This is a genomic window from Thermoflexus sp., from assembly GCF_040289485.1.
Taxonomy (GTDB): Bacteria; Chloroflexota; Anaerolineae; order Thermoflexales; family Thermoflexaceae; genus Thermoflexus.
On sequence record NZ_PSLG01000018.1, the window covers coordinates 1 to 25514 of the forward strand.

The 25514-nt window shown below is 70.4% G+C and carries 26 protein-coding genes and 1 riboswitch; of the genes, 11 read left to right on the forward strand and 15 right to left on the reverse strand.

The genetic code is table 11. From position 1 onward, the window contains the following. Positions 1–117: 117 nt before the first annotated feature. The 5 genes from C4313_RS04820 to C4313_RS04840 all read right to left on the reverse strand — a co-directional run bounded on the left by C4313_RS04820 (position 118) and on the right by C4313_RS04840 (position 4797). Positions 118–1185: a FecCD family ABC transporter permease gene (locus C4313_RS04820; protein WP_352428739.1), complete on the reverse strand. Its 1068-nt coding sequence runs from the start codon at positions 1183–1185 to the stop codon at positions 118–120. A 39-nt stretch (positions 1186–1224) separates the two neighbouring features. Beyond that, positions 1225–2271: an ABC transporter substrate-binding protein gene (locus C4313_RS04825; RefSeq protein ID WP_352428740.1), complete on the reverse strand. Its 1047-nt coding sequence runs from the start codon at positions 2269–2271 to the stop codon at positions 1225–1227. Positions 2272–2433: 162 nt separating this feature from the next. Continuing rightward, positions 2434–2584: riboswitch (cobalamin riboswitch) on the reverse strand. Between the two features lie 58 nt (positions 2585–2642). After that, positions 2643–3824, reverse strand: a complete 1182-nt coding sequence (locus C4313_RS04830; protein WP_352428741.1) for a beta-ketoacyl-ACP synthase III — start codon at positions 3822–3824, stop codon at positions 2643–2645. Positions 3825–3869: 45 nt separating this feature from the next. Then, on the reverse strand, positions 3870–4202 hold the full coding sequence (locus C4313_RS04835; protein ID WP_352428742.1) for a hypothetical protein: 333 nt from the start codon (positions 4200–4202) through the stop codon (positions 3870–3872). 4 nt (positions 4203–4206) lie between these two features. Next, a complete protein-coding gene (locus C4313_RS04840) occupies positions 4207–4797 on the reverse strand; it encodes an RNA polymerase sigma factor (RefSeq protein WP_352428743.1) in 591 nt (196 codons plus the stop codon). A gap of 267 nt (positions 4798–5064) precedes the next feature. On the opposite strand from C4313_RS04840, the gene C4313_RS04845 reads away from it, so the two are divergent. The 4 genes from C4313_RS04845 to C4313_RS04860 all read left to right on the forward strand — a co-directional run bounded on the left by C4313_RS04845 (position 5065) and on the right by C4313_RS04860 (position 7967). Continuing rightward, complete coding sequence (locus C4313_RS04845) at positions 5065–5913, forward strand: GNAT family N-acetyltransferase (protein WP_352428744.1); 849 nt, start codon at positions 5065–5067, stop codon at positions 5911–5913. 183 nt (positions 5914–6096) lie between these two features. Then, positions 6097–6672 (forward strand): phosphoribosyltransferase family protein, encoded by a 576-nt coding sequence (locus C4313_RS04850; protein WP_352428745.1) that lies wholly within the window; start codon positions 6097–6099, stop codon positions 6670–6672. Between the two features lie 11 nt (positions 6673–6683). Continuing rightward, positions 6684–7598, forward strand: coding sequence for a CoA transferase subunit A (locus C4313_RS04855; protein WP_352428746.1), 915 nt, complete (start codon positions 6684–6686; stop codon positions 7596–7598). Positions 7599–7613: 15 nt separating this feature from the next. Then, positions 7614–7967, forward strand: a complete 354-nt coding sequence (locus C4313_RS04860; protein ID WP_352428747.1) for a zinc ribbon domain-containing protein — start codon at positions 7614–7616, stop codon at positions 7965–7967. A gap of 19 nt (positions 7968–7986) precedes the next feature. On the opposite strand, the gene rocF is transcribed toward C4313_RS04860, so the two are convergent. Genes rocF through efp form a run of 4 tightly spaced genes read right to left on the reverse strand, consistent with a single transcriptional unit; the run spans position 7987 to position 11440 of the window. Next, a complete protein-coding gene (rocF, locus tag C4313_RS04865; protein WP_352428748.1) occupies positions 7987–8889 on the reverse strand; it encodes an arginase in 903 nt (300 codons plus the stop codon). A 9-nt stretch (positions 8890–8898) separates the two neighbouring features. After that, positions 8899–9564 (reverse strand): HAD family hydrolase, encoded by a 666-nt coding sequence (locus tag C4313_RS04870; RefSeq protein WP_352428749.1) that lies wholly within the window; start codon positions 9562–9564, stop codon positions 8899–8901. A gap of 29 nt (positions 9565–9593) precedes the next feature. Further along, on the reverse strand, positions 9594–10841 hold the full coding sequence (gene fabF, locus C4313_RS04875) for a beta-ketoacyl-ACP synthase II (protein WP_352428750.1): 1248 nt from the start codon (positions 10839–10841) through the stop codon (positions 9594–9596). A 38-nt stretch (positions 10842–10879) separates the two neighbouring features. Beyond that, positions 10880–11440 carry an elongation factor P gene (gene efp / locus C4313_RS04880; protein ID WP_352428751.1) on the reverse strand — a complete coding sequence of 187 codons (561 nt, stop codon included), beginning with the start codon at positions 11438–11440 and terminating at the stop codon, positions 10880–10882. Positions 11441–11621: 181 nt separating this feature from the next. Here efp and C4313_RS04885 point away from each other — a divergent pair, with 181 nt between their 5' ends. From C4313_RS04885 to hutG, 6 genes are read left to right on the forward strand one after another with little or no spacing between them, the layout of a single operon-like run. Beyond that, on the forward strand, positions 11622–12854 hold the full coding sequence (locus tag C4313_RS04885) for a molybdopterin molybdotransferase MoeA (RefSeq protein ID WP_352428752.1): 1233 nt from the start codon (positions 11622–11624) through the stop codon (positions 12852–12854). A gap of 12 nt (positions 12855–12866) precedes the next feature. Then, positions 12867–13082, forward strand: coding sequence for a DUF951 domain-containing protein (locus C4313_RS04890; protein WP_352428753.1), 216 nt, complete (start codon positions 12867–12869; stop codon positions 13080–13082). A 37-nt stretch (positions 13083–13119) separates the two neighbouring features. Next, on the forward strand, positions 13120–15369 hold the full coding sequence (locus tag C4313_RS04895; RefSeq protein ID WP_352428754.1) for a parallel beta-helix domain-containing protein: 2250 nt from the start codon (positions 13120–13122) through the stop codon (positions 15367–15369). A 52-nt stretch (positions 15370–15421) separates the two neighbouring features. Further along, complete coding sequence (locus C4313_RS04900) at positions 15422–16186, forward strand: alpha/beta fold hydrolase (RefSeq protein WP_352428755.1); 765 nt, start codon at positions 15422–15424, stop codon at positions 16184–16186. A 12-nt stretch (positions 16187–16198) separates the two neighbouring features. Then, the gene (acpS, locus tag C4313_RS04905; RefSeq protein WP_352428756.1) at positions 16199–16585 is read left to right on the forward strand and encodes a holo-ACP synthase; all 387 of its coding nucleotides are present in this window, start codon (positions 16199–16201) and stop codon (positions 16583–16585) included. Positions 16586–16616: 31 nt separating this feature from the next. After that, positions 16617–17585: a formimidoylglutamase gene (hutG, locus tag C4313_RS04910; protein ID WP_352428757.1), complete on the forward strand. Its 969-nt coding sequence runs from the start codon at positions 16617–16619 to the stop codon at positions 17583–17585. A gap of 51 nt (positions 17586–17636) precedes the next feature. On the opposite strand, the gene C4313_RS04915 is transcribed toward hutG, so the two are convergent. Genes C4313_RS04915 through mazG form a run of 3 tightly spaced genes read right to left on the reverse strand, consistent with a single transcriptional unit; the run spans position 17637 to position 20655 of the window. Further along, positions 17637–18824, reverse strand: coding sequence for a LysM peptidoglycan-binding domain-containing protein (locus C4313_RS04915; protein WP_352428758.1), 1188 nt, complete (start codon positions 18822–18824; stop codon positions 17637–17639). Continuing rightward, positions 18824–19201 (reverse strand): DUF192 domain-containing protein, encoded by a 378-nt coding sequence (locus C4313_RS04920; RefSeq protein WP_352428759.1) that lies wholly within the window; start codon positions 19199–19201, stop codon positions 18824–18826. The genes C4313_RS04915 and C4313_RS04920 overlap by 1 nt, the downstream gene beginning before the upstream one ends. After that, positions 19198–20655 carry a nucleoside triphosphate pyrophosphohydrolase gene (gene mazG, locus C4313_RS04925; protein WP_352428760.1) on the reverse strand — a complete coding sequence of 486 codons (1458 nt, stop codon included), beginning with the start codon at positions 20653–20655 and terminating at the stop codon, positions 19198–19200. The genes C4313_RS04920 and mazG overlap by 4 nt, the downstream gene beginning before the upstream one ends. A gap of 177 nt (positions 20656–20832) precedes the next feature. On the opposite strand from mazG, the gene C4313_RS04930 reads away from it, so the two are divergent. Beyond that, positions 20833–22215 carry a UbiA family prenyltransferase gene (locus tag C4313_RS04930; RefSeq protein ID WP_352428761.1) on the forward strand — a complete coding sequence of 461 codons (1383 nt, stop codon included), beginning with the start codon at positions 20833–20835 and terminating at the stop codon, positions 22213–22215. 19 nt (positions 22216–22234) lie between these two features. On the opposite strand, the gene C4313_RS04935 is transcribed toward C4313_RS04930, so the two are convergent. The 3 genes from C4313_RS04935 to rny form a co-directional block, all read right to left on the reverse strand. After that, positions 22235–23584, reverse strand: a complete 1350-nt coding sequence (locus tag C4313_RS04935) for a M16 family metallopeptidase (protein ID WP_352428762.1) — start codon at positions 23582–23584, stop codon at positions 22235–22237. Between the two features lie 71 nt (positions 23585–23655). Next, the gene (locus C4313_RS04940; protein WP_352428763.1) at positions 23656–23892 is read right to left on the reverse strand and encodes a hypothetical protein; all 237 of its coding nucleotides are present in this window, start codon (positions 23890–23892) and stop codon (positions 23656–23658) included. A 26-nt stretch (positions 23893–23918) separates the two neighbouring features. Continuing rightward, entirely contained in the window at positions 23919–25472 is a 1554-nt protein-coding gene (gene rny, locus C4313_RS04945; RefSeq protein ID WP_352428764.1) for a ribonuclease Y, read from the reverse strand. Positions 25473–25514: the final 42 nt, after the last annotated feature.

The window sequence follows — 25514 nt, forward strand, 5'->3', positions numbered from 1 at the left end:
GGGGGGTCCGCGGAAGCGTTTTGCGCCATGAGAACGCAGGTAATCTCTTCGCCCGGGGAAACCCAACCCCGGACCAAGATCCCTCCTTTCCCCTCCGAAAAGCCATCCCAGCGGGGGTCAGAACCAGAAACCCTGCCGGGCATGGCCCAGCAGGTAAAGAAAGAACGGACCCCCCAGGAGGGCGGTCAGGATGGTCAGGGGGATCTCTTGGGGCGCCATCAGGGTGCGGCCCAGCAGATCGGCCAGCGCCAGCAGAGCGATCCCGATCAGGACCGCCGCCGGAAGCACCCGCGGATACCGCGGGCCGACCAGCATCCGGGCCAGATGCGGAGCGATCAGGCCCACAAAGCCGATGATGCCGGTGAAGGCCACCGCCCCGGCCGTGGCCAAGGTGGCCGCCCCAATGGCCAGCCGCTTCACCCCCTCCACCGGGACGCCCAACTGCGCCGCCTGTTCCTCCCCGAACTGGAGGGCATCGAGGGGGCGCCCCAGGACCATCAAGATCCCCAGCCCGACGGCGACATAGGGCAACGCCCCCCAGACCGAAGGCCATCCTCCCAGGGCGTAGCCCCCCAGCATCCAGATCCACGCCCGATGGGGAGCCACCCGTCCGATCATCCCCAAAAGCAGGCCCATGCTGATGGCGTTGAGGATCGCCCCGACCGCCACCCCCGCCAGCAGCAACGCGGTCAAGGGCACCCCCCGGCCGACGCGGGCCAGCCGGTAGACCAGCGCCACGGTCAGCACGCCCCCCGTGAAGGCGGCCATGGGCAGGGCCATCCGGCCGGCCAGGGTCACCGGGAGGTTCAGGGCCGTCGCCACCAGCGCCCCCAGGTTCGCCCCCGCCGCCACCCCGATCAGATAGGGATCCGCCAAGGGGTTGCGGAACAACCCTTGGTAGGCCGCGCCGGTCCCCGCCAGCGCGGCCCCGGCCAGCGCCATCAGCACCACCCGGGGCAGCCGCACCTCCCAGACGATGGCCGCCAGGGTGGGATCGCTCACCGCCCCCACCGGGAGCCAGCGGCCCAGGAGGATCCGCACCACCTCCGGGACGGGGATGGGGACCGGACCCAGCAGAAGGCCCAGGATCAGGCCGAGGGCGGCCCACCCCCCCAGAACCGCCCACAACCCCACCCGCAGCGCCCGCGATCGGATCTGCCCCAAGGCCAAGGCCTCGCGCGACATCCCCCACCTCCCGTCCCGGAGATCCCCAACACGCCCACCTCACCGAACCCCGGCGAGGGCCTCGGCCAGCGCCCGCCGGAGCGGCTCCCGGCCGCCCTGGGGGAACAACTCCGGATGCAGGAGGCGGGCCATGGTCTCCAGCCCCTCCACCACCCGCGGCCCCGGCCGCGTGACCAGATCCGCGTTGATGGGATAGATCCGCCCTTCCCGCACCGCCCGCAGGCGGGCCCACCCGGGCCGCTGCCGGACCTTCTCCGGGGTCTCGCCGTAGTTGGCCGTCCCCAGCAGGATCACATCGGGATCCTGACGGATCAGTTCCTCCAGGCTCAGTTGCCCCCACTCGCGGGAGAGGACGGCGCCGACGTTCCGGCCGCCCGCTATGGTGATCAGCCGGTCGATGAAGGAGCCCGGCCCCGCCGTCCACGGCTTGCTGGGGTCGGTGGCGTCCAACTCGTAGAACACCTTGGGTCGGGCGGGCGCGGCCTTCACCTTCTCCTCCACCGCCCGGACCCGGTCCCGCAGCGCCGCCACCACCTGCTCCGCCTGCGCCACGTTCCCGGTCAGCCGGCCGACCGTCAGGATCTGCTGGAAGATCCCCTCCAGATCCGTGGGGGTGCTCTGATGGAAGACCACCAGCCCCAGGCCCTCCAGGGTCTTCACCTGCTCCGGGCTGATCACGCCGGGGGCTAAGATCAGGTCCGGCCGGAGGGCCAGGATGGCCTCGGTGTTGAGGGTCTGGTAGGTGCTTCCGATGCTGGGGACCCGTTGGGCCTCCGGCGGGTAGTCGGAGAGCGCATCGCGCCCCACCAGGCGATCCCCCGCCCCCACGGCGAAGATCATCTCGGTCGCTGAGGGGGCCAGGGTGACGATCCGTTGCGGGCGGGCCCGGAGCACCACCTGGCGCCCGGCCTCATCGGTGAGGACCAGGAAGGGGGTGGGCGTCGGGGTGGGGGCCGGCGTGACGGTCGGGGTAGGGGGAACGGTCGGCGCCGGCGTGGCCGTGGGCGGCGGCGGGGTGGCTCCCGCGCACCCGACGGCCAGCGAGAGCAGCAACAGGAACGAAAGCCACCGCAACCGATTCCGCATGGCATCACCTCCGGTTCGGGATGGGCCCCGCCGAAGGAGCGGAGGCCCCTCCCGACCGGAGGCCAGAACATCACGGCCTCCCTGCCGGGAAGGACAGGGAGGCCGCGGGACAGCCCAAGCACACTCGAAAACAGGCGGGCGGCGCTCCTACCCCTTCCGCGAGGCTCGGAGGAGGCCGAGGCGGGCGACCGGGCTTCCACGGTCTGCGCGGGCAGCCGTGGTTACCGTTGCGGGACAGCGCCGGACTTTCACCGGACTTCGCCTTTCAGCCCTGCCATCCGGGGCGTCGGGCACCTCGGCCGTATTCACTTGTCGCCAGCTAATGATAACCGCATCCCGCCGCCTGTCAAGACCCCCGCGGGCGGGCGCGTTCACCGCGAAGCCTTGCGGCGGCGGGAGCGGGTGTAGAAGGGCAGCAGCAAGCTCATGGCCGTCTGCAGCAACTGCCGGCGGGCCCGCAGGGCCATCACCTTGGCCTGGCGCACCGGCTCCAGCCGGTTGAGGTCCGGGAGGGAGACCGGCAGGCGCACCGGCCAGTTCTCCACGGCGATGGGGCGATCCTCCGGCCGCACCCCATACCGGACCACCGCCCCGGCCCACGTCAGCCCCGCCCCGAAGCCGATCAGCAACAGATGGTCCCCCTCCCGGATCCGCCCCTGCTCCATGGCCTCGGCGAAGGCGATGGGGATGGAGGCCGCCGAGGTGTTCCCATAGCGGTCCAGGTTCATGAACACCTTCTCCATGGGGAAGCCCAGCTCGCGGCAGGCGGCCTCGATAATGCGCTCGTTGGCCTGGTGGGGGATCATCAGGTCGATCTCGTCGGGCGCCAGGCCGCTGCGGGCGATGGCCTCAATGGCCACCTTCCCCAGCACCCGGGTGGCGAACTTGAAGACCTCCCGGCCGTTCATCCGGAGCAGGTGCCCTTTCTGCCGGATGGTCTCCTCCGTGATGACATGGTTGGTGGAGATCCCCGGGACGATGAGGTGCTCCGCCCCCGAGCCGTCGGAGCCCAGCACGAAGGAGAGCAGGCCGGTGGGCAGGTCGCTGGCCTGCAGGACCATCGCCCCCGCCCCGTCCCCGAAGAGCACCGCCGTGTTCCGGTCCGTCCAGTCGATGTTGCGGCTGATGATCTCGGCGCCGATCACCAGGACGTTCTGCATCAGGCCAGCGGCGATGAAGGCGTGAGCCACCGCCATGCCATACATAAAGCCGGTGCACCCGGCCCCCAGGGTGAAGGCCCCGCAGCGGGCGCGCAGCTTCTCCTGAACCATCGATGAGACCGGAGGGATCACATAATCCGGGGTCGAGGTGGCCACGATGATCAGGTCCAGATCCTGGGGGAGGACGCCCGCCCGGGCCATGGCCTCCCGGGCCGCCGCCACCGCGAGGTCCGAGGTGGTCTCCCCGGGCCCGGCGATGCGCCGCTCCCGGATCCCGGTGCGGGTGAGGATCCATTCCTCGGTGGTGTGCAGCATCGACGCCAGCTCCCGGCTGGTGAGCACCCGGCGGGGAACGGCCATCCCCCATCCGGCGATCCGACTGTAGCGACCCATCATCCCCTCCTTTCGTCCGGAGATCCCAGGAACCGTCTCCCGGCCTCACGCGGGGCGGGCCCGGTGGAGGCGCTGATAGGCCAGCAGGCCCAGGGCCATCGTCCCCAGCGCCGCCCCCACCCACCACCAGGACAGAGGCAGCCCGGGACGCGGCGCCGGGCGGCGGGCCTCCCGCATCAGGCGCTCGTAGAGCGAGGCCACCCAGGCGGGGGGCGGCTCCACCGGACGCAGGACCTCGGCCAGGCCCTCGGCCAGCCGGAAGAGCGCGCGCTCCTCCGGGGAGAAGGCCAGCGGGGAGATCGGATACGCGTGGGCGCCGCGCAGGCCCTGCTGCAGACGCATGCTGTGCAGATCCAGCCAATCGACGAGGTCCGGCATCGCCTCAACCTCCCGGACGGGTCTCCCGGCGCAATTCTTTCCGGAGGGCCTCCAGCGTGCGGTGATACAGCACCCGCACCGCCCCCTCGCTCCGCCCCATGATCTGGGCGATCTCTGCGTTGGACATGCCCTCGACGAACTTCAGGATCAGGAGTTGCTGGCGCTCCGGAGGCAAGCGCCGCATGGCGGCCAGCAGGCGCTCCCGATCCTCCTGGCGCTCCAGCACCACCTCGACGCGATCGGACACCGGCTCATGGCCGTTCTCCGAGAGGGGGACCGTCGGCCGCCGGTGGCGGTCCCGATGCCAGTTGGCCACCAGGTTGTGGGCGATCCGGAAAAGCCAGGCGGCGAAGGGCACGCCTCTGTCCTGAAACCGGGACAGGTGCTGCAGGGCCTGGAGGAACACCTGGCTGGTCAGGTCCTCCGCCTCCTCCGGGTCGCCGGTGCGGTAGAAGATGTAGTTGTAAATCGAGCGGACGTAGCGGAGATAGAGTTGACCGAAGGCCTCGGGGTCCTGCCGGGCCCGGTCCACCAATGCCCGCTCCTCCACGCTGGGCTCCGTCCTTGAACGCTGCTGGCTCATGGAAAAGAACACCGCGGCCTCGGATTTGTCACCGATCCTGAGGGTAAGTATACCAGGAAGCGGGAGAGGGGGCGGCCTGGGATCCTTCCCCCGGAGGCCGGCCGATGGACGAGGCTAGGTGAGCGGGGCCCGCCTGCTCCAGGAGCGGCTGGGGCGGAACGGGGAGGCGCTCCTGGAGGCCGTCGAGGGCACCGCTTGCCGGTCCCCGGCGGCGGCCGACGGAAGGCGCTGCCGCGCTCTGCCGAGGCCGGCGTCGGAGATCCCTTGGGGAGGTGTCCGTTGTGGCTGCACGTGCGCCCGGCGACCCGGGCCGACCGCACGGCCATCCTCGGGCTGATCCGCTCCCACCGGCGGTCCCAGATGGCCCTGGATTGGTGGTCGCTGGAGGAGTGGCTGGATTCCCCCCACGCATGGGTGGTGGAGCGGGTGGGCCAGGTGGTCGCCTTCTGGCTGGGGATCCTGGCCGATAGCCCGGTCGCCTGGCTGCGGGGGGCCGCTGTGGCGGACGGCGAGGATGCGTCGGCCCTGTTCCGCCAGATCTGGCCCCATCTGGCCGACGCCCTGGCCGCCCAGGGGGCCGAGGCGGTGGTGGGGATGGCGGATGGGGCGTGGCTGGAGCCGGTCTATGAAGCCCTGGGCTTCACCCTCCGGACCCGGGTGATCACCCTGCGCAAGGAGGATAGGCGTCTCCCGGCCCTCCCGCCCGCCTCCGCCCGGATCCGGCCGGCCTTGTTCTCGGACATCCCGCGCATCGCCGAGGTGGACCGGCAGGCCTTCGAGCCCATGTGGTGGTATGGTCCCACCATCCTGACGCGGGCGTGGCGGCAGGTGCCGCATTTCCTGGTGGCGGAGGAGGCAGGGGGGATCGTGGGCTACACCTTCGCCGACCTCTACGGGATGCACGGCCACATCGTGCGCCTGGCCGTCCACCCGGCCCACCAGGGCCGCGCCATCGGGGCCCATCTGCTGGCGGAGAGCCTGCGCTACCTCATCGATCTGGGCGCCTTCCCCATCACCCTGAACACCCAGATCGAGAACCAGGCCTCCCAGGCCCTCTACCGACGCTTCGGGTTCCGGCCCACCGGCCACGAGGTGGCCATCTGGGGCCGCCCGGTGAAGGACGGGTGAGAGGCTCCGGGTCAGCCTTCCCTTGGCAGACCCTTCTGGAGGGCATAGCGGACCAACGGGGCGCGGGTGCAGAGGCCGAGTTTCTCCATCGAAGCCCATCGCGGCTCCCCGTGGGCTCCCGCCCCGGCCGTCGCCTGGGGTTCTGGTATAATTTTCCCGGCATCCCGGCGGGAGGGAGATCCTATGGGCCCGAAGCGCGAGACCTATACGGTGGAGATCGCCGGCCTGGTCCGGCATCTCCCCCTGTTCGAGATCGCCCCGGGTGTTCGCATCGCCATCTTCAACATGCTGGGGGAAACCGAGGTGGTCCTGGCGGCGGCCAAGGAACTGGCCAAGCGCATCCCCAAGGAGGCCGAGGTCATCGTCACCCCTGAGGCCAAGGCCATCCCCCTGGCTTACCAACTCTCCATCGAGACCGGCCTGCCTTATGTGATCTTGCGCAAGAGCTACAAGCCCTATATGGGGGAGGCCCTGAGCGCAGAGACCCTCTCCATCACCACGGGGCAACCCCAGACCCTGTATCTGGACGAGAAGGACATCGAGTTGGTCCGCGGGCGGAAGGTGGTGCTGGTGGACGATGTGATCTCCACCGGATCGACCCTCCAGGCGATGCGGCTGTTGATGAACAAAGCGGGAGCCATCGTTGTCGCTGAGGCCGCGGTGTTCACGGAGGGGGAACGGGCCAAGTGGCGCCATATCATCGCCCTGGGGCACCTCCCCATCTTCTCCAACTCGGGGAACAACAAGAAGGCGGGCTGACCGGGGCGGACATGTCCAGGTTGATGTCGCTGGCCGAGGCGATCTCCCGCTACGTCCACGACGGGGACCTCATCTACCTGGCGGGGTTCACCCACCTGATTCCCTTCGCCGCCGGACATGAGATCATCCGCCAGCGGAAGCGGGGCCTGACCCTGGCCCGGGCGACGCCGGACCTGATCTACGATCAGATGGTGGCGGCCGGGTGCGCCCGGCGGCTGATCTTCTCGTGGGCGGGGAACCCCGGCGTGGGGATGCTCCACGCCGTCCGCCGGGCGGTGGAGCGAGGGGAGATCGAGATCGAGGAATACACCCACTTCGCCATGGTGGCGCGGCTGATGGCCGGGGCGGCCGGCCTCCCCTTCATGCCCATGCGTCCCTCCGGCCACGATCTGCCGCGGGTCAACCCGAACTACCGGGAGATCGCCTGCCCGTTCACCGGGGAGCGTCTGTGGGCCGTCCCCGCCCTCCATCCGGATGTGGCCATCGTGCACGTCCAGCGGGCCGACGAGGAGGGCAACGCCCAGATCTGGGGGATCGTGGGGGAGCAGAAGGAGGCCGCGCTGGCCGCCCGGCGGGTGATCGTGACGGCGGAGGAGATCGTCCCGCCGGAGGCCATCCGTCGGGATCCCAACCGCACCCTCCTCCCCGGCTTCCTGGTCACAGCCGTCTGCCATGTGCCTTACGGCGCGCACCCCTCCTATGCCCAGGGTTACTACGACCGCGACAACGCGTTCTATGGGGAATGGGATTCCATCTCGCGGGATCCTTCCCGCCTGCAGGCCTGGCTGGAGGAATGGGTCTACGGCGTCCCGGACCGGGCGGCCTACTGGGAGCGGCTGGGCCCCGAGGCCCATCGCCGGCTGGCGGTGGGCCCAGCGTGGAGCGCGCCGGTGAACTACGGAGAGGTCGCGGGGGCGATTCGCTAAACCAGGAGGAAAAAGATGTTCTTCATCCGCTATCGCTATGTGCGCCTCTTCATCGCTCTCCTGGCCCTGGCCTGGCTGGGGGTCTGGATCGGCCTGCGGCCCCAGGGCCCGGCGCTGATCGGCGTGATCCTGGCCCTTATCTGGACGGCCCTCTCCGGGATCCATCCCCCGGGGGTCTACGCCTGGCTGATCACCCCGACTTGCCCCCAATGCGGGGGCCGGCTCCGCTGGTCCATCGTCCAGCCCGACGACCACGATCCTTACGTCGAGGAGGTGCGGGTGGCCTGCCCGCGGTGCGGCTGGGGGCAGGTGGAGTTCCGCAATTTCGTAGGGCCGCTGGCCGCCGGGCCGGCGTATCCGGAGCGATAGGGCACCCCCCGGCCCGCTTTCAGAGGATCTGCTGGCCCAGCAACGAGGCCAGCAACTCTACCGCCAGCTCCGCCGTCCGGTTCCGTTCGTCCAGGATCGGGTTGATCTCCACCACGTCCACTGAGCCCACGCGCCCGCTGTCGGCCAGGAGCTCCATCGCCAGATGGGCCTCGCGATAGGTGAGGCCGCCCGGCACGGGGGTCCCCACCCCCGGCGCCACCTGCGGATCCAGGGCGTCCAGGTCCAGGCTGACATGCAGGCGCGGCCACGCCTTCAGGCGGGTGAGGGCCTGGCGGACCACGGTGGCGATGCCCCACTCGTCGACCTCACGCATGGTAAAGACCAACATCCCGCTCTCCGCCATCGCCTCCCGCTCTCCCGGATCCAGGGATCGCACTCCGATGAGGACCACCTGCTCGGGCCGGAGGGTGGGGCCGGGGTCGCCGATCCCCACCAGGCGGGGATGCCCCCGTCCGACCAGATGGGCCAGCGGCATGCCGTGGATGTTCCCGGAAGGCGAGGTCTCGGGGGTGTTGAAATCCCCGTGGGCATCGATCCAGATCACCCCGACAGGGCCCGCCGCCGCCACCACGCCGGCGATGGTCCCCATGGCGATGGAGTGATCCCCTCCCAGGATGATCGGAAAGCGCCCGACGGCCACGGCCTCCCGCACCGCCGCGAAAACCCGCTCGCAGGCTTCGGCCACCGCCTCCAGATGTCGCATCCCGTTCCGTGGCGCATCGTCGCGAACCTCCTCGGGGACGGGCACGGCGATGTTGCCGCCGTCCTCCACGAGGTAGCCCAGGCGTTCCAGCCGCGCCTGCAGGCCTGCGTAGCGGACGGCGCTGGGTCCCATGTCCACCCCGCGCCGCCCCTGCCCCAGGTCCATCGGGACGCCCAGGATGCGCACCGCCCGCCGCATGCGCCGCCCTCAGTAGAAGCGCTCGATGGGCCAGCCCCGCCGCCGCGCCAGCCGGCGGAGCCGCGGGTCCGGGTTGACGGCGACGGGATGGCCGACCCGCAGGAGCAGGGGGAGATCGGTGTAACTGTCCGAGTAGAAGTAACTTCGGGCGAGATCCACCCCGGTCTCCGCGGCGTAGCGTTCGACCCAATACACTTTGCCGGGGCCGTAGCAAGGGGGCTCCACCACCCGGCCGGTGAGCCGCCCGTCCACGACCTCCAGGCGGGTGCACAGGTGGTCGGGGATGTCCAGGGCCTCCGCCAGGGGACGCACCACATACTCGGTGGCCGCGGAGACCAAGGCCAGGCGATGTCCCTGCTCGCGGTGCCAGGCGATCCGCCGGACGGCCCCGGGGGCGATATAGGGGCGCACCCACTCCTCGAACCAGCGGCGGGTCTCCTCTCGGAAGGCCTCCGCGTCGGCCCCGGCGATCATGGCGGTGAGCCGGGCGTTGGCGCGGGGGAACTCCAACAGCCCCAGGTAATAGCGGAGGGCCAGCCCGATGAAGGTCCACCACACCGGCCAGGTCATCCGGCCGCTCCGGCGCAGATACCGCACCCACTGCTGCCCGGAGCTCACCGAGAGCACGGTGTGGTCGACGTCGAAGAACGCTGCGACGGACCCGGCCGCTGTCATCCGAATCCCCTCCGGGGGCGCAGGCCCGCTCAGCGGCCCTCCCAGCGCCGGAGCACCAGCACGCTGTTATGGCCGCCGAAGCCGAAGGCGTTGGTGATGGCGATGCGGACCGGATGGCGGCGGGCCATGTTCGGCACGTAGTCCAGGTCGCACTCCGGATCGGGATCCTGGAGGTTGATGGTCGGGGGGAGGATCCCCTCCCGGATGGCCATCACGCAGAAGATGGCCTCCAGGGCGCCGGTGGCCCCGATCATGTGGCCGGTCATCGATTTGGTGGCGCTGATCGGGATCTCGTAGGCCCGCTCCCCGAAAACCGTCTTGATGGCCATGGTCTCCGTCTTGTCGTTCAGGGGGGTGCCGGTGCCGTGGGCGTTGATGTAATCCACCTCCTCCGGGCGGACGCCGGCCTTGCGCAAGGCCTTGGCCATCGCCCGGGCCGCCCCCGCCCCGTTCTCGTCGGGGGCGATGGGATGATAGGCGTCGGAGGTGGCCCCATAGCCGATGATCTCGGCCAGGGGCTCGGCCCCCCGGGCCAGGGCGAACTCCAGGTCCTCCAGCACCAGGACGGCCGCCCCCTCCCCCATCACGGTCCCGTCCCGATGGCGGTCGAAGGGCCGACAGGCCCCGGCCGGGTCGTCGTTGCGGCGCGACATCGCCCCGATGCGGTCGAAGGCGGCGATACCGATATAGGTGACGCTGGCCTCGGCGCCACCGGCGATGCAAACCCGGCAGTCACCGCTGCGGATCAGTTCGTAGGCGATGCCGATGGCGTCGGCGCCGGCGGCGCAGGCCGAGACGGTGGCGAAGTTGGGGCCCCGGGCCCCCAGTTCGATGGCGATCTGGGCCGAGGCGCCGTCGGCGATGACCATGGGGATCACGAAGGGATGGAGGAGGCGGGGGCTCTTGTGCAGGGCGATCTCCACCCCGTCGGCGAAGCTCTGGGCCCCGCCGATGGCCGACCCGATGATCACCCCCACCTCATCGGCGATCTCCTCGGTGACGCGCAGGCCCGCCTGGCGCACCGCCTCCTGCGTCGCCGCCACGGCGAACTGCTCGAAGCGGTCGCGCCGTCGCGCCTCCCGTGCGTCCATGTAGTTCAGGGGATCGAAGCCCTTCACCTCGGCGGCGATGCGGACGTTGAGGTTCGAGGCGTCGAACAGGGTGATGGGCCCCACGCCGGAACGCCCGGCGATGGCGTTCGCCCACGTCGTCGGCACATCCAGGCCCAGAGGGGTGACAGCCCCCATCCCGGTGATCACCACGCGTCGCGGTCGCATCGAGGCCTCCCATCGGAGCGGGGATGGGCCCGGGTCGCTCACGCCACCCGGGTGACATACTCACCGGTCCGCGTGTCCACGCGGATGATATCCCCTGCGTTCACGAACAGGGGGACCCGCAGGCGATAGCCGGTCTCCACCACCACCCACTTGTCGGCGCCCGAGGCGGTGTCGCCCTTCACGCCGGGCTCGGCCTCCACCACCCGCAGATCCACGGTCACCGGGAGCTCCACCCCCAGGGGTTCGCCCTCGTATTCCCGCAGGGTCAGGGTGATCCCCTCCTTGAGGAAGTTCACTGCCTCCCCCAGCCGCTCCGCCGGCACCGGGATCTGCTCATACGTCCGGGTGTCCATCATGTAGTAGAGATCGCCGTCCCGATACAGGAACTGGACCTCCCGGTTCTCCACCCGGATGTCCTGAACCCGGTCGCCGGACAGGAAGGTCTTGTCGATGATGACGCCGGTGCGCAGGTTGCGCAGTTTGGTGCGGATGAAGGCGTTCCCCCGGCCCGGCTTGTGATGCTGATACTCCAGGACCTCGTAGATCTGGCCGTCCAGGATGAACGTGGTGCCCTTGCGCAGGTCGTTCACGTCGATCATCGCCGTCCTCCCCCCAGATGGCCGGATCGTCTCCGGGATCCTGCGGATGCTTCCATCGCATTATAAACAGGGGGAAGAGCCGTCGTCAAAGCCCGTCCAAGGAACGCTCGTCGGCGCGGCCGCGCTGGCGCGGGCAGCCCAGATCGGCCAGAATGGAACAGCCAGGGTGGAGGGAGACGCCATGCCAGAGTTCTTCACGGTCCTTCCGCCGGAGGACGCCCTGCGGCGGCTGCGGGGCCATCTCCAGATCCCCCTCCCAGCGGAGGAGGTCCCGCTGGCCGAGGCCCTGGGCCGGGTCCTGGCCGAGCCCCTCCGGGCCCCGGAGCCCCTGCCGGCCTTCCCGCGGAGCACCGTGGACGGCTACGCGGTGCGGGCGGCGGACACCTTCGGGGCCACCGAAGGCCTCCCGGCCTACCTGCGAGTGATTGGAGAGGTCCCCATGGGCCGGCCGCCGGCTTTCCGAGTGGGGCCGGGCGAGGCCGCGTGGATCTCCACAGGGGGCATGCTCCCGGAGGGGGCCGACGCCGTCGTGATGGTGGAGCGGACACAGCGGCTGGACGAGGAGACGCTGGAGGTGTTCCGCCCGGTGGCCCCCGGGGAGAACGTGATCGCTGTGGGGGAGGATGTAGCGGCCGGTGCGGTGGCCTTCCCCGCCGGCCATCGGGTGCGGCCCCAGGACCTGGGCGCCTTGGCGGCCCTGGGGATCGTCCGCGTGCCGGTGGTGCGCCGGCCCCGGGTGGCCCTGGTGGGCAGCGGCGATGAGATCGTCCCGCCCGACCGAACCCCCGGTCCCGGCCAGGTGCGGGATGTGAACACCTTCTCCTTGCTGGGGTTGATCCGCCAGCACGGCGGGGAGCCCCTCCCCTTCGGCATCGCCCCCGACCGCCTGGAGGATCTGGAAGCGATGGCCCGTCGCGCCCTCGCGGCGGCCGACCTCCTGGTCTTCACCGCCGGGAGCTCGGTGGGCACCCGCGACCTGACGGCGACGGTGATCACGCGCCTGGGGTCGCCGGGGATCCTGGCCCACGGCCTGGCCATCAAACCCGGCAAGCCGACCCTGGTGGCCTTCTGCGATGGCAAGCCGGTGCTGGGGCTCCCCGGCAACCCGGTCTCGGCCTTCGTGGTCGCCCGCATGCTCCTGGTCCCCCTGCTCTACGCCATGCAGGGCCTGGAGCCCCCGGCGCCGATCCAACAGCCCGCCCGCCTCACCCACAACATCCCCTCGGCCCCGGGCCGCATCGACTGGGTCCCGGTGCGCCTGGAGCGGCGGGAGGACGGCTGGTGGGCTGAGCCCCTGTTCGGCAAAAGCAACCTGATCTTCACCCTCGCCCGCTCCGACGGCCTGGTGATGGTCCCCCTGGATCTCAATGGCCTGCAGGCGGGCGACCGGGTGGAGGTCTGGCGCTGGGATTGAGTGGGGGACGCAATGCCGCTGGAGATCCATCTGGACGACGTCGTCCAGTTGCGCAAACCCCATCCGTGCGGGGGGACGGAGTGGCAGGTGGTGCGGGTGGGAGCGGATATTGGGATCCGCTGCCTGACCTGCGGCCGCCGGGTCCTGATGCCCCGGCGCGAGTTCGAACGCCGGGTGCGCCGGATCGTGCGCTGCACCCGCCCGTCCCTTCCCCCCATCGAAGGATGAGATCGGCCGTCGGAAATCCTCGGGAAGGAGGGGCCCCATGGGCGTGGGACGCCGATGGATCCGCTGGGCCGGCGCGGGGCTCTTCTTCCTCTTCCTCGCGCTTTTCCTGCTGGCGGCGTTCTGGCCGGTTCCCCCGGACCGGCCGCCCGGCGGGTGGGCGGACGGGATGCCCGGGGCCGCCGGGGCGCTGCGCCGGCCGTTTCCCCCGATGCCGATCCCCCCGGACAACCCGCAAACCCCTGAGAAGGCTGAACTGGGCCGTCTGCTGTTCTACGATCCCATCCTCTCGGGGGACCGCAGCCGCTCGTGTGCCACGTGCCACCATCCCGACCTGGGCTTCGCCGACGGGAAGGGGCGCTCCATCGGCGCCGACGGCCGCCCGATGCGCCGGGGGGCGCCGACCCTGTGGAACGTAGGCTACCTGCGGCGCCTCTTCTGGGACGGGCGGGCATCCTCCCTGGAGGAAGCCGCCCGCCTCTCCCTCACCGATCCCCAGGAGATGGCGGGGCAACCGGAGCGCATGGTCCAGGCCCTCCGGGCGATCCCGGAATACCGGGAGCGGTTCGACCGGGCCTTCGGGGGCCGGGACGGATCGGCGGTGACTTTCGAGAACATCGCCAAGGCCATCGCCGCCTTTGAGCGCACGCTGGTCAGCCGCAACGCGCCTTTCGACCGCTTCGCGGCCGGTGACCCCACCGCCCTCACCCCGGCCCAGCGCCGGGGCCTCAACCTCTTCCGCTCGGGGCGCACCCGCTGCTTCGAGTGCCACACCTTGCCCCTCTTCGGATCCTCGGACTTCCGGGTCATCGGGGTGCCCGACCTCCCGGGAGAGCCGGCGGATCGCGGGCGGGCGGAGGTCACCGGATCGCCCCGCGACGAACGGGCCTTCAAGGTGCCGACCCTGCGCAACATCGCCCTGACCGCCCCCTATATGCACAACGGGGTCTTCGCCACCCTGGAGGAGGTCATCGATTTTTACAAGGACGGGGGCGGCCGCGGGCGGGGGATGGACCTCCCGAACCTGGACGCGAAGATCCAGCCGTTCCGCCTGAGCCCGGAGGAGCGGGCCGACCTGGTCGCCTTCCTCTACGCGCTGACCGACGAGTCGAGCATGCCGCCGGTCCCTGAAGCCGTGCCCTCGGGCCTCCCGGTGGTCCCCCGGCTGGAGAACCCCGGCCGGGCGCGGGCGGCCCGCTTCAACGTCGGCGCCCAGGGCGCCCCCGAGCCGCCCCGCGCGCCCCAGACCTGGGTGGTCCGGCCCGGCGAGTCCATCCAAGCGGTGCTGGATCGGACCGGCCCCGGCGACACGGTCCTGATCGAGCCGGGCGTGTATTTCGAAGCCCTGGTGGTGGAGACGGAGCACCTCACGCTGCGGGGGATCTCCCGGGACGGCCAGCGGCCGGTCCTCGACGGCCGGAACGTGCTCGGGGACGGGATCGTCGCCGCCCGCGACGGCTTCACCGTCGAGAACCTCGTCGTCCGCAACTACACCAACAACGGCATCGTGGTGCCGGGAGCGCGGGGCGTCGTCATCCGAGATGTGGTGGCAGAGAACACGGGGGCCTACGGCGTATATCCGGTGGGCTGCGAGGACATCCTCGTCGAGCGGGTGTTGGCCACCGGGGCGTGGGACACCGGGATCTACATCGGCCAGTCCCGCAACGGGATCATCCGTGACAGCGAGGCTTACGGCAACGTCAGCGGGATCGAGGTGGAGAACTCGGTGGCCATCACCGTGGAGAACAACTACGTGCATGATAACACAGCCGGCGTGCTGGTCTTCGTGTTGCCCAACCTGGAGTCCAAGGTCGGCTTCCGCAACCGCATCGTCGGCAACCGCATCGTCCACAACAACGGGCCCAACTTCGCCAAGCCGGGGGCCATCGTGGGGAACGTGCCCTCGGGGACCGGCATCCTGATCATGGCCGCCGACGAGACCGAGGTGACGGGCAACGAGGTCCGGGACAACGCCTCCTTCGGCATCGCGGTGGTGGGGCTGTACCAGGTCTTCCCCAAGGGCACGGCCTTCGATGTGGGGGCCATCCCGGAGCGAAACTGGATCCACGACAACCATCTGGTCCACAACGGGTTCAACCCGGACCCGAAGGTGCGGGCGGCCGGGCTGCCCGGGGCGGACCTGTTGTGGGACGCCAGCGGATGGGATAATCTGTGGCGGGAGCGGGGAGCCCGGGCCTTCCCGCCGCTCCTCCCGGGCCCGGAGTGGCCCGGGCCGGTGCGGCGGGCCTACTGGCGCCTGCTGAACCTGCTGGTCCGCCTCCTCGGCTGATCCGTCACCGCCCCATCCGTGGGGATCGCCGGAGCGCCCTCCGGGGGTGGAGATGCCTTACCAAGAGGTGGGGACGGAACGCCTGTATTATGCCCAGCATGCCGACCTGGAGGCCCGCCACTTCGTGATCCTGATCCACGGGGCCGGGGAATCCCACCTGATCTGGCCGGAGGCGCTGCGGAACCTGAGCGGGGCCGTCGTCTACGCCTTGGACCTGCCCGGCCACGGCCGCTCCTCCGGCCAGGGCCGGTCCTCCATCGCCGCCTACGCCCAGGTGGTGGTGGACTGGATGTCGGCCGTGGGCCTCCCCCGGGCGGTTTGGGTCGGCCACTCGATGGGCGGCGCCATCGCTCAGTGGGCGGCCCTCCACCATCCGGAACGGGTGGCCGCCCTGGTGCTGATCGCCACCGGGGCACGGCTGCGGGTGAGCCCCGAGATCCTGGAAGGCCTGCGGAAGGACTTTCAGCGGACGGTGGACCGCATCACCGAGTGGGCCTGGGGGGTCTCGCCGCCGGCCCGATGGGTGGAGAACACCCGCCATCTGTTGTTGAGCACCGACCCGGCGCTGGTCGAGGGCGATTACCGCGCCTGCGATGCCTTCGACGTGATGGACCGGCTGGGGGAGATCCGGGTCCCCACGCTGGTCATCGGGGGGACGGCCGATCGGATGACGCCCATCAAATACGCGGAGTATCTGGCAGCCCATATCCCGGGGGCCCGGCTGGTGCGGGTGGAAGGGGCCGGCCATATGGTGATGCTGGAGCAGCCAGAGGTCGTGGCGGCGGCCATCCGGGACTTCCTGGCTGGGTTGGGGTGAGGGAAACCGACGATGGGCACAGTAGCCATCGGGATCGATATCATCGAGATCCGGCGGGTGGAGCGGGCGCTGGCCCGCTTCGGGGAGCGTTTCCTGCAACGGGTGTTCACGCCGGGGGAACGCCAGGCCTGCCGCGGGCGCGTCGGGGAATATGCCGCCCGCTTCGCGGCCAAGGAGGCGGTGGCCAAGGCCCTGGGGGTCGGCTTGCGTCTGATGGCCCGGGAGGGCATCGGGTTCCACGACGTAGAGATCCTGCCCGACCATCGCGGGCAGCCCCACGTCCACCTCCGGGGCTGGGCCGCGGAACGCGCCCGCGTGCTGGGCCTGAGGCAGTGGGCGGTGAGCATGACCCACGACGGCGGCTTCGCCATCGCTGTGGTGGTCTCCACCGGAATGTAGGCGCCCGGATCGGGAGGATGCCCCGGCGATGATGCCCTCCCTGCCCTGGCTGCGCCCCCTCGAGCACTCCCCCGTCCCCCCAGACCCGCGGGACGTGCGGGTGGAGGACTTGCGCACGTCGGATCCCGCCGCTGCCTCCGTGGCCCTGGTCGGCGTCCCCTTCGACACCGCGGTGATCGGCCGGCGGGGGGCGCGGGAGGCCCCAGCGGCCATCCGGCGCGCCCTTTACCGGATGACCGCCTTCGACCTGGAGAGCGGGGTGGACCTCGCGGAGGGCCTGCGCCTGGTGGACCTGGGGGACGTCGCCGTGGTGCACACGGACCCCCGGGAGACCGACCGACGGGTCCGCGAGGTGATCGCCGGCGTCGCCCGCATGGGCCTGCGCCCCCTGATCCTGGGCGGCGATCACAGCCTCTCCTTCGCCACCATCAGCGGCCTCGTCGCGGGATGGGGCGGCCGGCCCGTGGGGGTGATCCAGTTCGACGCCCACCACGACCTGCGGGAGCCGCTGGAGGGGGAGATCACCAGCGGCACGCCCTTCCGGCGCCTCATCGAGGGCGGCATCCTGGAGGGCCGCCATCTGGTCCAGATCGGCCTGGCCGGGGGGCGCAACAGCCGCGCCTACGCCGAGGCGGCGCGGCGGTTCGGCATCCTCACCGTGACGGCTATGCAGGTCCATCGATCGGATCTGGAGGCACTGGCAGAACAGGCGCTGGAGCGGGCCCTGGCGGGGACCGTCGGCTTCTTCCTCAGTTTCGATATGGACGTGTTCGACCCGGCCTACGCACCGGGGGTCTCGGCGCCCACCCCAGGCGGCCTCACGGCGGTCCAGGGCCTGAGGCTGGTCCAGCGCCTGGCCGCCCATCCGGCGTGCCTGGGGATGGATTTGGTGGAAACCGCCCCGCCCCTGGACCCGGACGGGCGGACGGTGGCCCTGGCGGCAGCCGTGGCCTACGCCTTCCTGGTAGGCCAGGCCCAGGCCCACCCGCAAATGCCCTGACGGCCTCCACCAAGGGCCGCAGGGGGAACCTCCCGCCGCGAAGGACGGCGGCTACGGGAGGGCCTCCTCCACCCACTGACGGGGATCTACCGGCACGCCCCGCACCCGGATCTCCCAGTGCAGGTGGGCGCCGGTGGAGAGGCCGGTGTTCCCCACATACCCCAGCAGATCCCCCGCCTGCACCCGCTGGCCCGGCCGCACCGCGATGGCGCTCAGGTGCCAGTAGCCGCTGCACACCCCCCACCCGTGGCGCAGGATCACGGCGTTCCCCCGCACCACCAGGGTTTCCGCCAGGGCCACCTCCCCGGCGGCCGGGGCATACACCGGCGTCCCCACCGTGCCCCGCAGGTCCAGCCCCTCGTGGTAACTGGCATACGGGCCCCCGTTGTAGGAGCGACGGGTGCCGAAGGCCGAGGTGACAACGGGGTTCGCCACCGGATACCGGAAGGGGCCCGACCAGCGGCGCTCCGGCTCGAAGGGGAGGCACGCCCCCAGCACCTTCTCCCGCTCCTCCCGAACCAACCGGGGGTCCAGGAGGTTCTGCCGATCCGGCGGCAAGGAGATGGCCTCCCGCGCATAACCCCCCGCCGCCACCCGGATGGAAAGGGTCGCCCGCGCCGTCTGGCCCGCGGGGGTGCGCGCGGTGAGGACCAGGGGATAGACGCCGGGGGCCTGCATCGCCGGGACGGCCAGTAGCCCCACCGCCCCTTCCGCCGTCGCGGCCAGCGGGAAGGTCACCCCCAGGAAGTCCGCCTGGACCGCCGCCGGATGCTGCAGCCGGACCCGCACCGGGAAGGCCCGGCCTTGGACCGCCGCTCCGGGGCCCACCTGGATCTCGGCGAAGGGGGCCGGCCAGGCCGAGGCTTCCCCGGGGGCCTCTTCCGGGATCCGCAGGACCTGGCCCACGAAGATCCGCTGGGGGTTGGAGAGGCCGTTGAGGGCCATCAGCCGATCCACCGTGGTCCCGTAGCGCACGGCGATGCGAAAGAGGGTCTCCCCGGGCTGCACCACGTGGATCCGACCCGGGCGGGGAGACGGGGCGACGGTGGGGATCATCAGGACCTGGCCCACATAGATGAGATGGGGGTTCACCAGGCCGTTGGCGGCGGCCAGCGCCTCCACCGTCGTTCCGAAGCGGGCGGCGATGCGGGTGAGGGTGTCCCCCGGCTGCACCGTGTAGCGGATCGGCTCCTGGGCCTGGACCCGATGGGCCAGGGCCAGGGCGATCGCCAGGCCCATCAAGATCCTCCAGCCTCCGCGCGCCATGTCCACACCTCCCCCACGCGGGCGTGGGCCAACAGATCCACCGGCCCTTCGATCAGGTAACGGGCCGGGGCGGGAGGGATGTAGATCCGAAAGGGCCGGGCCTCCACCGCGTGCAGGATGCGGCCCGCCCCATCCAGCCAGACGGCGGCGATCGGGAAGAACACGAAAAACATATGGATGGCTGTCCCCAGGCGGCCCGGCCGCGGGAAGACGAAGAGCAACCCGTCGCCCTCGGGCAGGGATCGGCGGAACATCAGCCCCCTTCCCCGGCAGGCGAGGGAACGACAGAGGCGCAGCCGGGCCAGCGGGCGCCCCGCGGCGTCGCACAGCAGCACCCGGGGGGCCTTCACCGGCCCTCGTCGGCGGTCTCGGCCTTCGCCTGTCGCCACAGGTCCTCCATCTCCTCGGGGGAGAGGGTCGCGAGGGAACGGCCCCGGGCGGCGGCGAGGGCCTCCAGCCGCCGGAACCGCCGGGCGAAGCGGGCGTTGGCCTCCCGCAGCGCCGCCTCGGGGTCCATCCCCCAGTGGCGGGCCAGTTGCGCCAGGGTGAAGAGCAGGTCCCCCAACTCGGCAGCGCGGCGAACCGGGTCCTCAGCGGCGGCGATCTCCCGGAGCTCCTCCACGACCTTGTCCAGCACCCCCTTGGCGTCGTCCCAATCGAACTTCAGCCGGGCGGCCCGCTCGCCGTAGGCGACCGCCTGGGCCAGGGCCGGAAGCCCCTTCGGCACCCCATCCAAGGTAGAGGCCCCCTGCCCCCGTTCCGCCTTCTCCCGTTGCTTGATCTGCTCCCAGTTCTCCAGCACCTGGCGGACGCCGCTGACTTTCACCTCGCCGAACACGTGGGGGTGGCGGCGGCGGATCTTCTCGTTCACGTAGGCGATCACCTCGGCCATAGTGAACTCGCCGCTCTCCACGGCGATCTGGCTGTGGAAGACGATCTGGAGCAGCAGATCCCCCAGTTCCTCTTTCAGGCGGGCCACGTCCTCCGCGTCCAGAGCCTCCAGGACCTCGTAGGCTTCCTCCAGGAGGTTGGCCCGCAGGCTCCGGTGGGTCTGCTCCCGATCCCACGGGCATCCTTCCGGGGAGCGCAGATGGGCGATGGTGTCCTGGAAGGTCTCGAAAGCCCCGGGGCGGGCCAGGGGCGGCACATAAAGGGCGGTCAGGGGCGTGAAATCCGAGCGGCGGTCCAGTTGATACAGCGGGAAGGTCTCCTGGCGGGCCTGCGGCAGCCCGGCCGCGTCGAGGAGGGTCACCGGGTGGTCCGGCGGATACTGGTTCAACAGCGTCAGTTTGACGTCGGCCGCCACCGCCCGGCTGTCCAACTGCGCGATGAGGGCGGGACGGTCGGGGTTCAGCGGGGGATGATACCGCTCGGCAAGTTCAAAGGCATCGGCAACCTGGAGGCCGTCCAAGGCATCGAGGCCCAAGCGCTCCAGGGCCACCTCGATGAAACTGAGGCCGTGGACGATGCGGACCGGGAGGCCGGCCTCGGCGGCCAGGGCCCGGATGCGGGCCACCGTGGCCTCTCCGACGAAGGGGGAGCCGGGGACGGCATAGCAGATCCCTTCGGGGCGCCGCCCCAGGTCCACCACCGTCCGCGCGATCCGTTCGTAGACGGCCTCCAGGGTGGCCTCCTCCGCGTAGACCGCGTCGAAATCGTAGATGACCAGGTGGGGCGGCAAGGTCGCCACCGCCGGGTGCCGCCGGGTCCGCACGTAGATCTCCCGGAGCCCGTTCAGCACCTCTACGGCCTCCTGTGTCCAGTAGCGTGGGTCTCCCGGTCCCAGCCCCAACAGGATGATCACCGCTCCCCTCGCCCGTCGGCGTCGGATGCCTGGTTCCGAGGATGAGGATAGCCGATTTCACGATGGAGGGCCAACAGAACCCGGGGGCGCTCCGCCGGAAACCCGCCAGGCCGGGAGGGCTTGCGGACGCCGGCCCGCGGTGGTATACATTGGGCCAAAACGAACCGGGAGGTGCCGATGGCCCAGGCGACCCTGCCCGCCCCGCTCCGGGAGGCGCTCCAGGTCGCCAAGGAGATCTACAGGAGGAACAAGACCCTCACCTTGGTGAGTCAAGGTGAAGGGAGGGTCTGGGCCAACAAGATTTACTTTGCGGAGGAGGATGGCTACCTCTACGGCCTGTTGGAGCGCCCCACGGAGGGCCGGGGCCATCACTATTCCAACATCCTTCGGGATCCCCGCGTGTTCTTCGTCATCGACCGAGGCGTCCCGGACCGTTTCCTGCAGGGGGAGGGGATTATCGAAATCCTGGGGGACGTGGCTGAGCGCCCGGAGCGGCACATCCTCTTCCGCAAGGTCCCCCAGGCGGTCCTCTTCGCCAAGTTCTTTCCCCTCTTTGTCTTCCGCATCCGCCCCACCCGCCTTTACATCTCCGACTACACTGAGGAATGGAAGCCGCGGGTCCAGGTGGAGGTGACGGAGGAAGTCCTGCAAGCCTTCCAGGGCCCTCTGAAGAGCCGCCCCAACCCCTGGCGGATCTACTGGCAAGCGGTCCGCAGCTTCGCCTTCCCGGTGACGATCTCTCCCATCCTCCTCGGGGCCTTCCTCGCCCCTTCCCTCTCTTGGCCCCTCTTGCTGCTTACCTTCGGGGGAGCCCTTTTGGCCCATGCCGCCATCAACGTCCTAAGCGATTACTTTGACTACCGCCGAGGGGCCGACACCTGGTCCACCTTGGGTTCCAGTCGCGTCCTGCTGGACGGTCTGATGGAGCCGGGCCATCTCTTGCGCTTCGGTCGGTTGCTGCTGCTGCTGGCCGCGGGGGTGGGTCTGGCTTTGGCGGCCTGGCGGGGCCTTCCCATTTTGTTTGTGGCTCTGGCCGGGGCTTCCCTGGGGATCTTCTATACTGCCCCGCCCCTGGGCCTCAAATACAGGGCCTTGGGGGATCTGGCTGTCTTTCTCGCCTTCGGCCCTCTGATGACCCTGGGCTCCTACTATGTGCAAACCCAGGCTTTGGCCTGGCCACCACTCCTCCTCTCGGTGCCTCTGGGCCTTCTGACCACCGCCATCCTCCACGGCAACAACATGAGGGATCTGGCAGACGATGCCCGGGCCGGCTTCCGGACGATAGCGGGCGTCCTGGGGCTCCGCGGTTCCAGTCTCTACTATTGCGCTCTGGTGCTGATGGCCTACGGCATCACCGCTGTGGCCGTGGGACGGGGCTGGCTCCCTGTATGGAGCCTCCTCGCCTTCCTCACCGTCCCTCTGGCGTGGCGGAACATCCAGGCCGCTTTCCATCCTCGTCGCGTGGCCTTCACTTTCCTGGACCTCAGGACGGCCCAGTTACACCTCCTCTTCGGCCTCCTGCTGGTCGTGGGCATAGCCCTGGGGCGGTGGCTCGGGTAGGCCCTGAGCCCGCACCCCTTCAGGGGGCGGCTCCGTCCCTCCGGGCGGGGACATACCAACCGACGGTGCGGTTGGTCCGCACCAGGTAGGTGCGGGCAACCCGCTGCACATCCTCGGGGGTGACCTGCGCCAGGCGCTCCAGGTAGGTCTCGAACCATGTGTAGTCGGCGAAGATCTCGCTCCATCCATACCAGAAGCCCTGGTTGGTCACCGACTCGCTGCTGTAGGCGAAATCGGCCCGGGCCTGCTTGAGCGCCTTCTCAAACTCCTCGGGGCGGATGGGCTCCGTCTGCAGGCGCTCGATCTCGGCCTGGATGACGGCCTCCGCCTCCTCCGGGCGGCGGCCCGGCTGGAGGGTGGCCGTCAGGCGATACAGGAAGGGCTCCTGGGTGGGGATGAGGGTCCCCTCCACATCGGCAGCGATCCGGGTGTCCACCAGAGCCCGGTAGAGCCGGGAGGTCTTGTTGGAGGTGCCGCCGCTGAAACTCAGGGAGCCCGAGCCGGTCAGCACCGCGTTCAGGACCACCAGGGCCGTGAAGTCGGGGTGGGTCGCCTCGGGCACGCGATGGGCGATCTCCACGTAGGCGGTGTTCCCCTCCCCTTCGACCACTACCCGCCGCTCGCCCCGCTGCGGGGGCTCGGTCACCTGCAGGCGGGGGATCTGGGGGACGGGCCGGATCCGCCCGAAGGCCCGCTCGATGGCCCGCAGGGCCTCGGGGATGCGGAAATGCCCCACCGCCACGGCGATGGCGTTGTTGGGGGCGTAATAGGTCCGATAATGCCGGTAGAGGTCCTCCCGGGTGATGGTCTGCAGGTCCCCGGGCCACCCGATCACCTCATGGCCATAGGGATGGGCCTGGAAGGCCAGCGCCTGGACCTGCTCGGCGAGCAGGAAGAGGGGGTTGTTCTCGGCGCCGTGGCGCTCCGAGAGGATCACCGTGCGCTCGGCTTCCACCTCCCTCGGGTGGAACAGGGCTTTCGTCATCCGATCGGCCTCGATCTCCGGGGCCAGCGTCCAGCGGTCCGCGGGGAGGGTCTCCAAGTAAGCCGTGAAATCCAGCCAGGTCATCCCGTTCCAGGCGCCGCCCTCCCGCGAGATCAACCGGTCCAGGGTCCCCTTCGGGTAGGTGGGGGTGCCCTTGAAGAGCATGTGCTCGACCCAGTGAGAGATCCCAGTGAGGCCGGTGGGCTCATCGCGGCTGCCCACCCGATACCAGACCCAGAAGGTGACCACGGGGGCGTGATGCTGCTCTTTGAGCACCACGGTGAGGCCGTTGTCCAGGACGGTCTTCAGGAACCCCGGCCGGCGCGCCCGATGGAGGCGCCGTGGGGGATGCACCCGGGCCGACGACATCGGTTTCGCGGCCATGGCTTCCCTCGACGGAGAGATCGAAAGACCCCAACGGGGGGCGCGTGGGCGCGCCCCCTGGGACCCGCTCCTCAACGCAGAAGGTGCGGCAGGAGGAAGGCCAGGGCCACCTGGGCCCCGAGCAGGAGGGCGGCCAGCAGGCCGATGCGGCGCAGGTCCCTCCGGACGGAGGTGTAGTCGAAATGGGCCAGGCTGGAGGCCGGCCGCCGGGGGGCGGTGGGGAGGGTAGCAGGCGGCCCGGCGGTTGGCGCCGGCGCGCCCGGCCGGGGGGGTGGCGCGCTGGTCCGAACCCGTCGCTTCTTGGCCATCGGCATCGCTCCCGAAGGGGTTGGGTTCAGCGGGCGATCTCCACCGCCCGGGTCTCCCGGATGACGGTCACTTTGATCTGGCCGGGATACTGCATCGTCTCCTCGATCTTGCGGGCGATCTCCCGGGACATCCGGATGATGGCCAGGTCATCCACCTCCTCGGGCTTCACGATGATGCGGATCTCCCGGCCGGCCTGGATGGCGTAGCACTCGGCGACGCCCGGATAGGAGCGGGCCAGGTTCTCCAGCTCCTGGATCCGCTTGAGATACATCTCCAGGGTCTCGCGACGGGCGCCCGGCCGTGCCCCCGAGATGGCGTCGGCCGCCTCGACGATCACCGCCTCGATGCACTCCTGGGGGACCTCATGGTGATGGCTGGCGATGCAATTGACCACCTTGGGCGGGGCGCCGTAGCGGCGGGCGAGCTCCGCCCCGATGAGGGCATGGGTCCCCTCCATCTGGTGGTCCACCGCCTTGCCGATGTCATGGAGCAGCCCGCCCATGCGGGCGATGCGGACATCCGCCCCCAGTTCGGCGGCGATCATCCCGGCCAGCCAGGCCACCTCCACCGCGTGCTGCAACTGGTTCTGGCCGTAACTGGTGCGGAACTTCAGCCGCCCCAGCAAGCGGATCAACTCGGGGTGCAAGCCGGTGACCCCGGCGGCGGCGGCGGCCTGTTGCCCCTCCTCCCAGAGGATCTTCTCCACCTCCTCCCGGGCCTCGGCCACCACCTTCTCGATGCGGGCCGGGTGGATGCGCCCGTCCTGGATCAGTTTGGTCAAGGCGATGCGGGCGATCTCCCGGCGGACCGGATCGTGGGAGGAGAGGGTGATGGCCTCCGGGGTGTCGTCTACGATGATCTCCACCCCGGTGACCTTCTCCAGGGCCCGGATGTTGCGGCCGTTCCGCCCGATGATGCGCCCCTTCATCTCGTCGTTGGGCAGGGGCACCACCGAGACGGTCAGTTCAGCGACCTGCTCGCTGGCGATGCGCTGGATGGCCGTGGCGATGATCTCGCGGGCCTTCTCCTCCGCCTGGAGCCGGGCCTCCGCCTCGATCTGGCGGTAGAGGCGCGCCATGTCCTCCCGCGCCTCCTTCTCCACCATCTCCAGGAGGACCTGGCGGGCCTGCTCGGCAGACATGCCGGCGGCCTGCTCCAGGGCCGCCCGGCGCTCCTCCTCCAGGCGGGCCATGGCCGCCTGCAACTGGGCCGCCTGCCGCTCCAGCTCGGCCTGCCGCTCGGTCAGGCGGCGTTCTTGCTTCTCCAGGCGTTCGGCCCGGCGGTCCAGTTCTTCCCGCCGGTGGCGCAGCCGCTCCTCCTCCTTGCGGAGGTCCGACCGCCACTTGCGCAGCTCGGCCTCGGTGGCCTCCCGCAGGCGGAGGGCCTCGTCCTTGGCCTGGAGCAGGAGGGCCGCCGCCTGCTGACGGGCTTCCTCCACCAGCCGCTGGGCCTCCTGTTGGGCCGCCTCGATCTCCCCGCGCAGTTGCTCCCGAAGCCGACGCTGGATCTGTCGCCTGCCGAAAAGCCATCCCAGCGCACCGCCGCCGATCAACCCGACGACGGACAGAGCGATCACCATCCCGAGTTCCATGGCGAGTCCCAATGTGCAAGATCCGCGGTC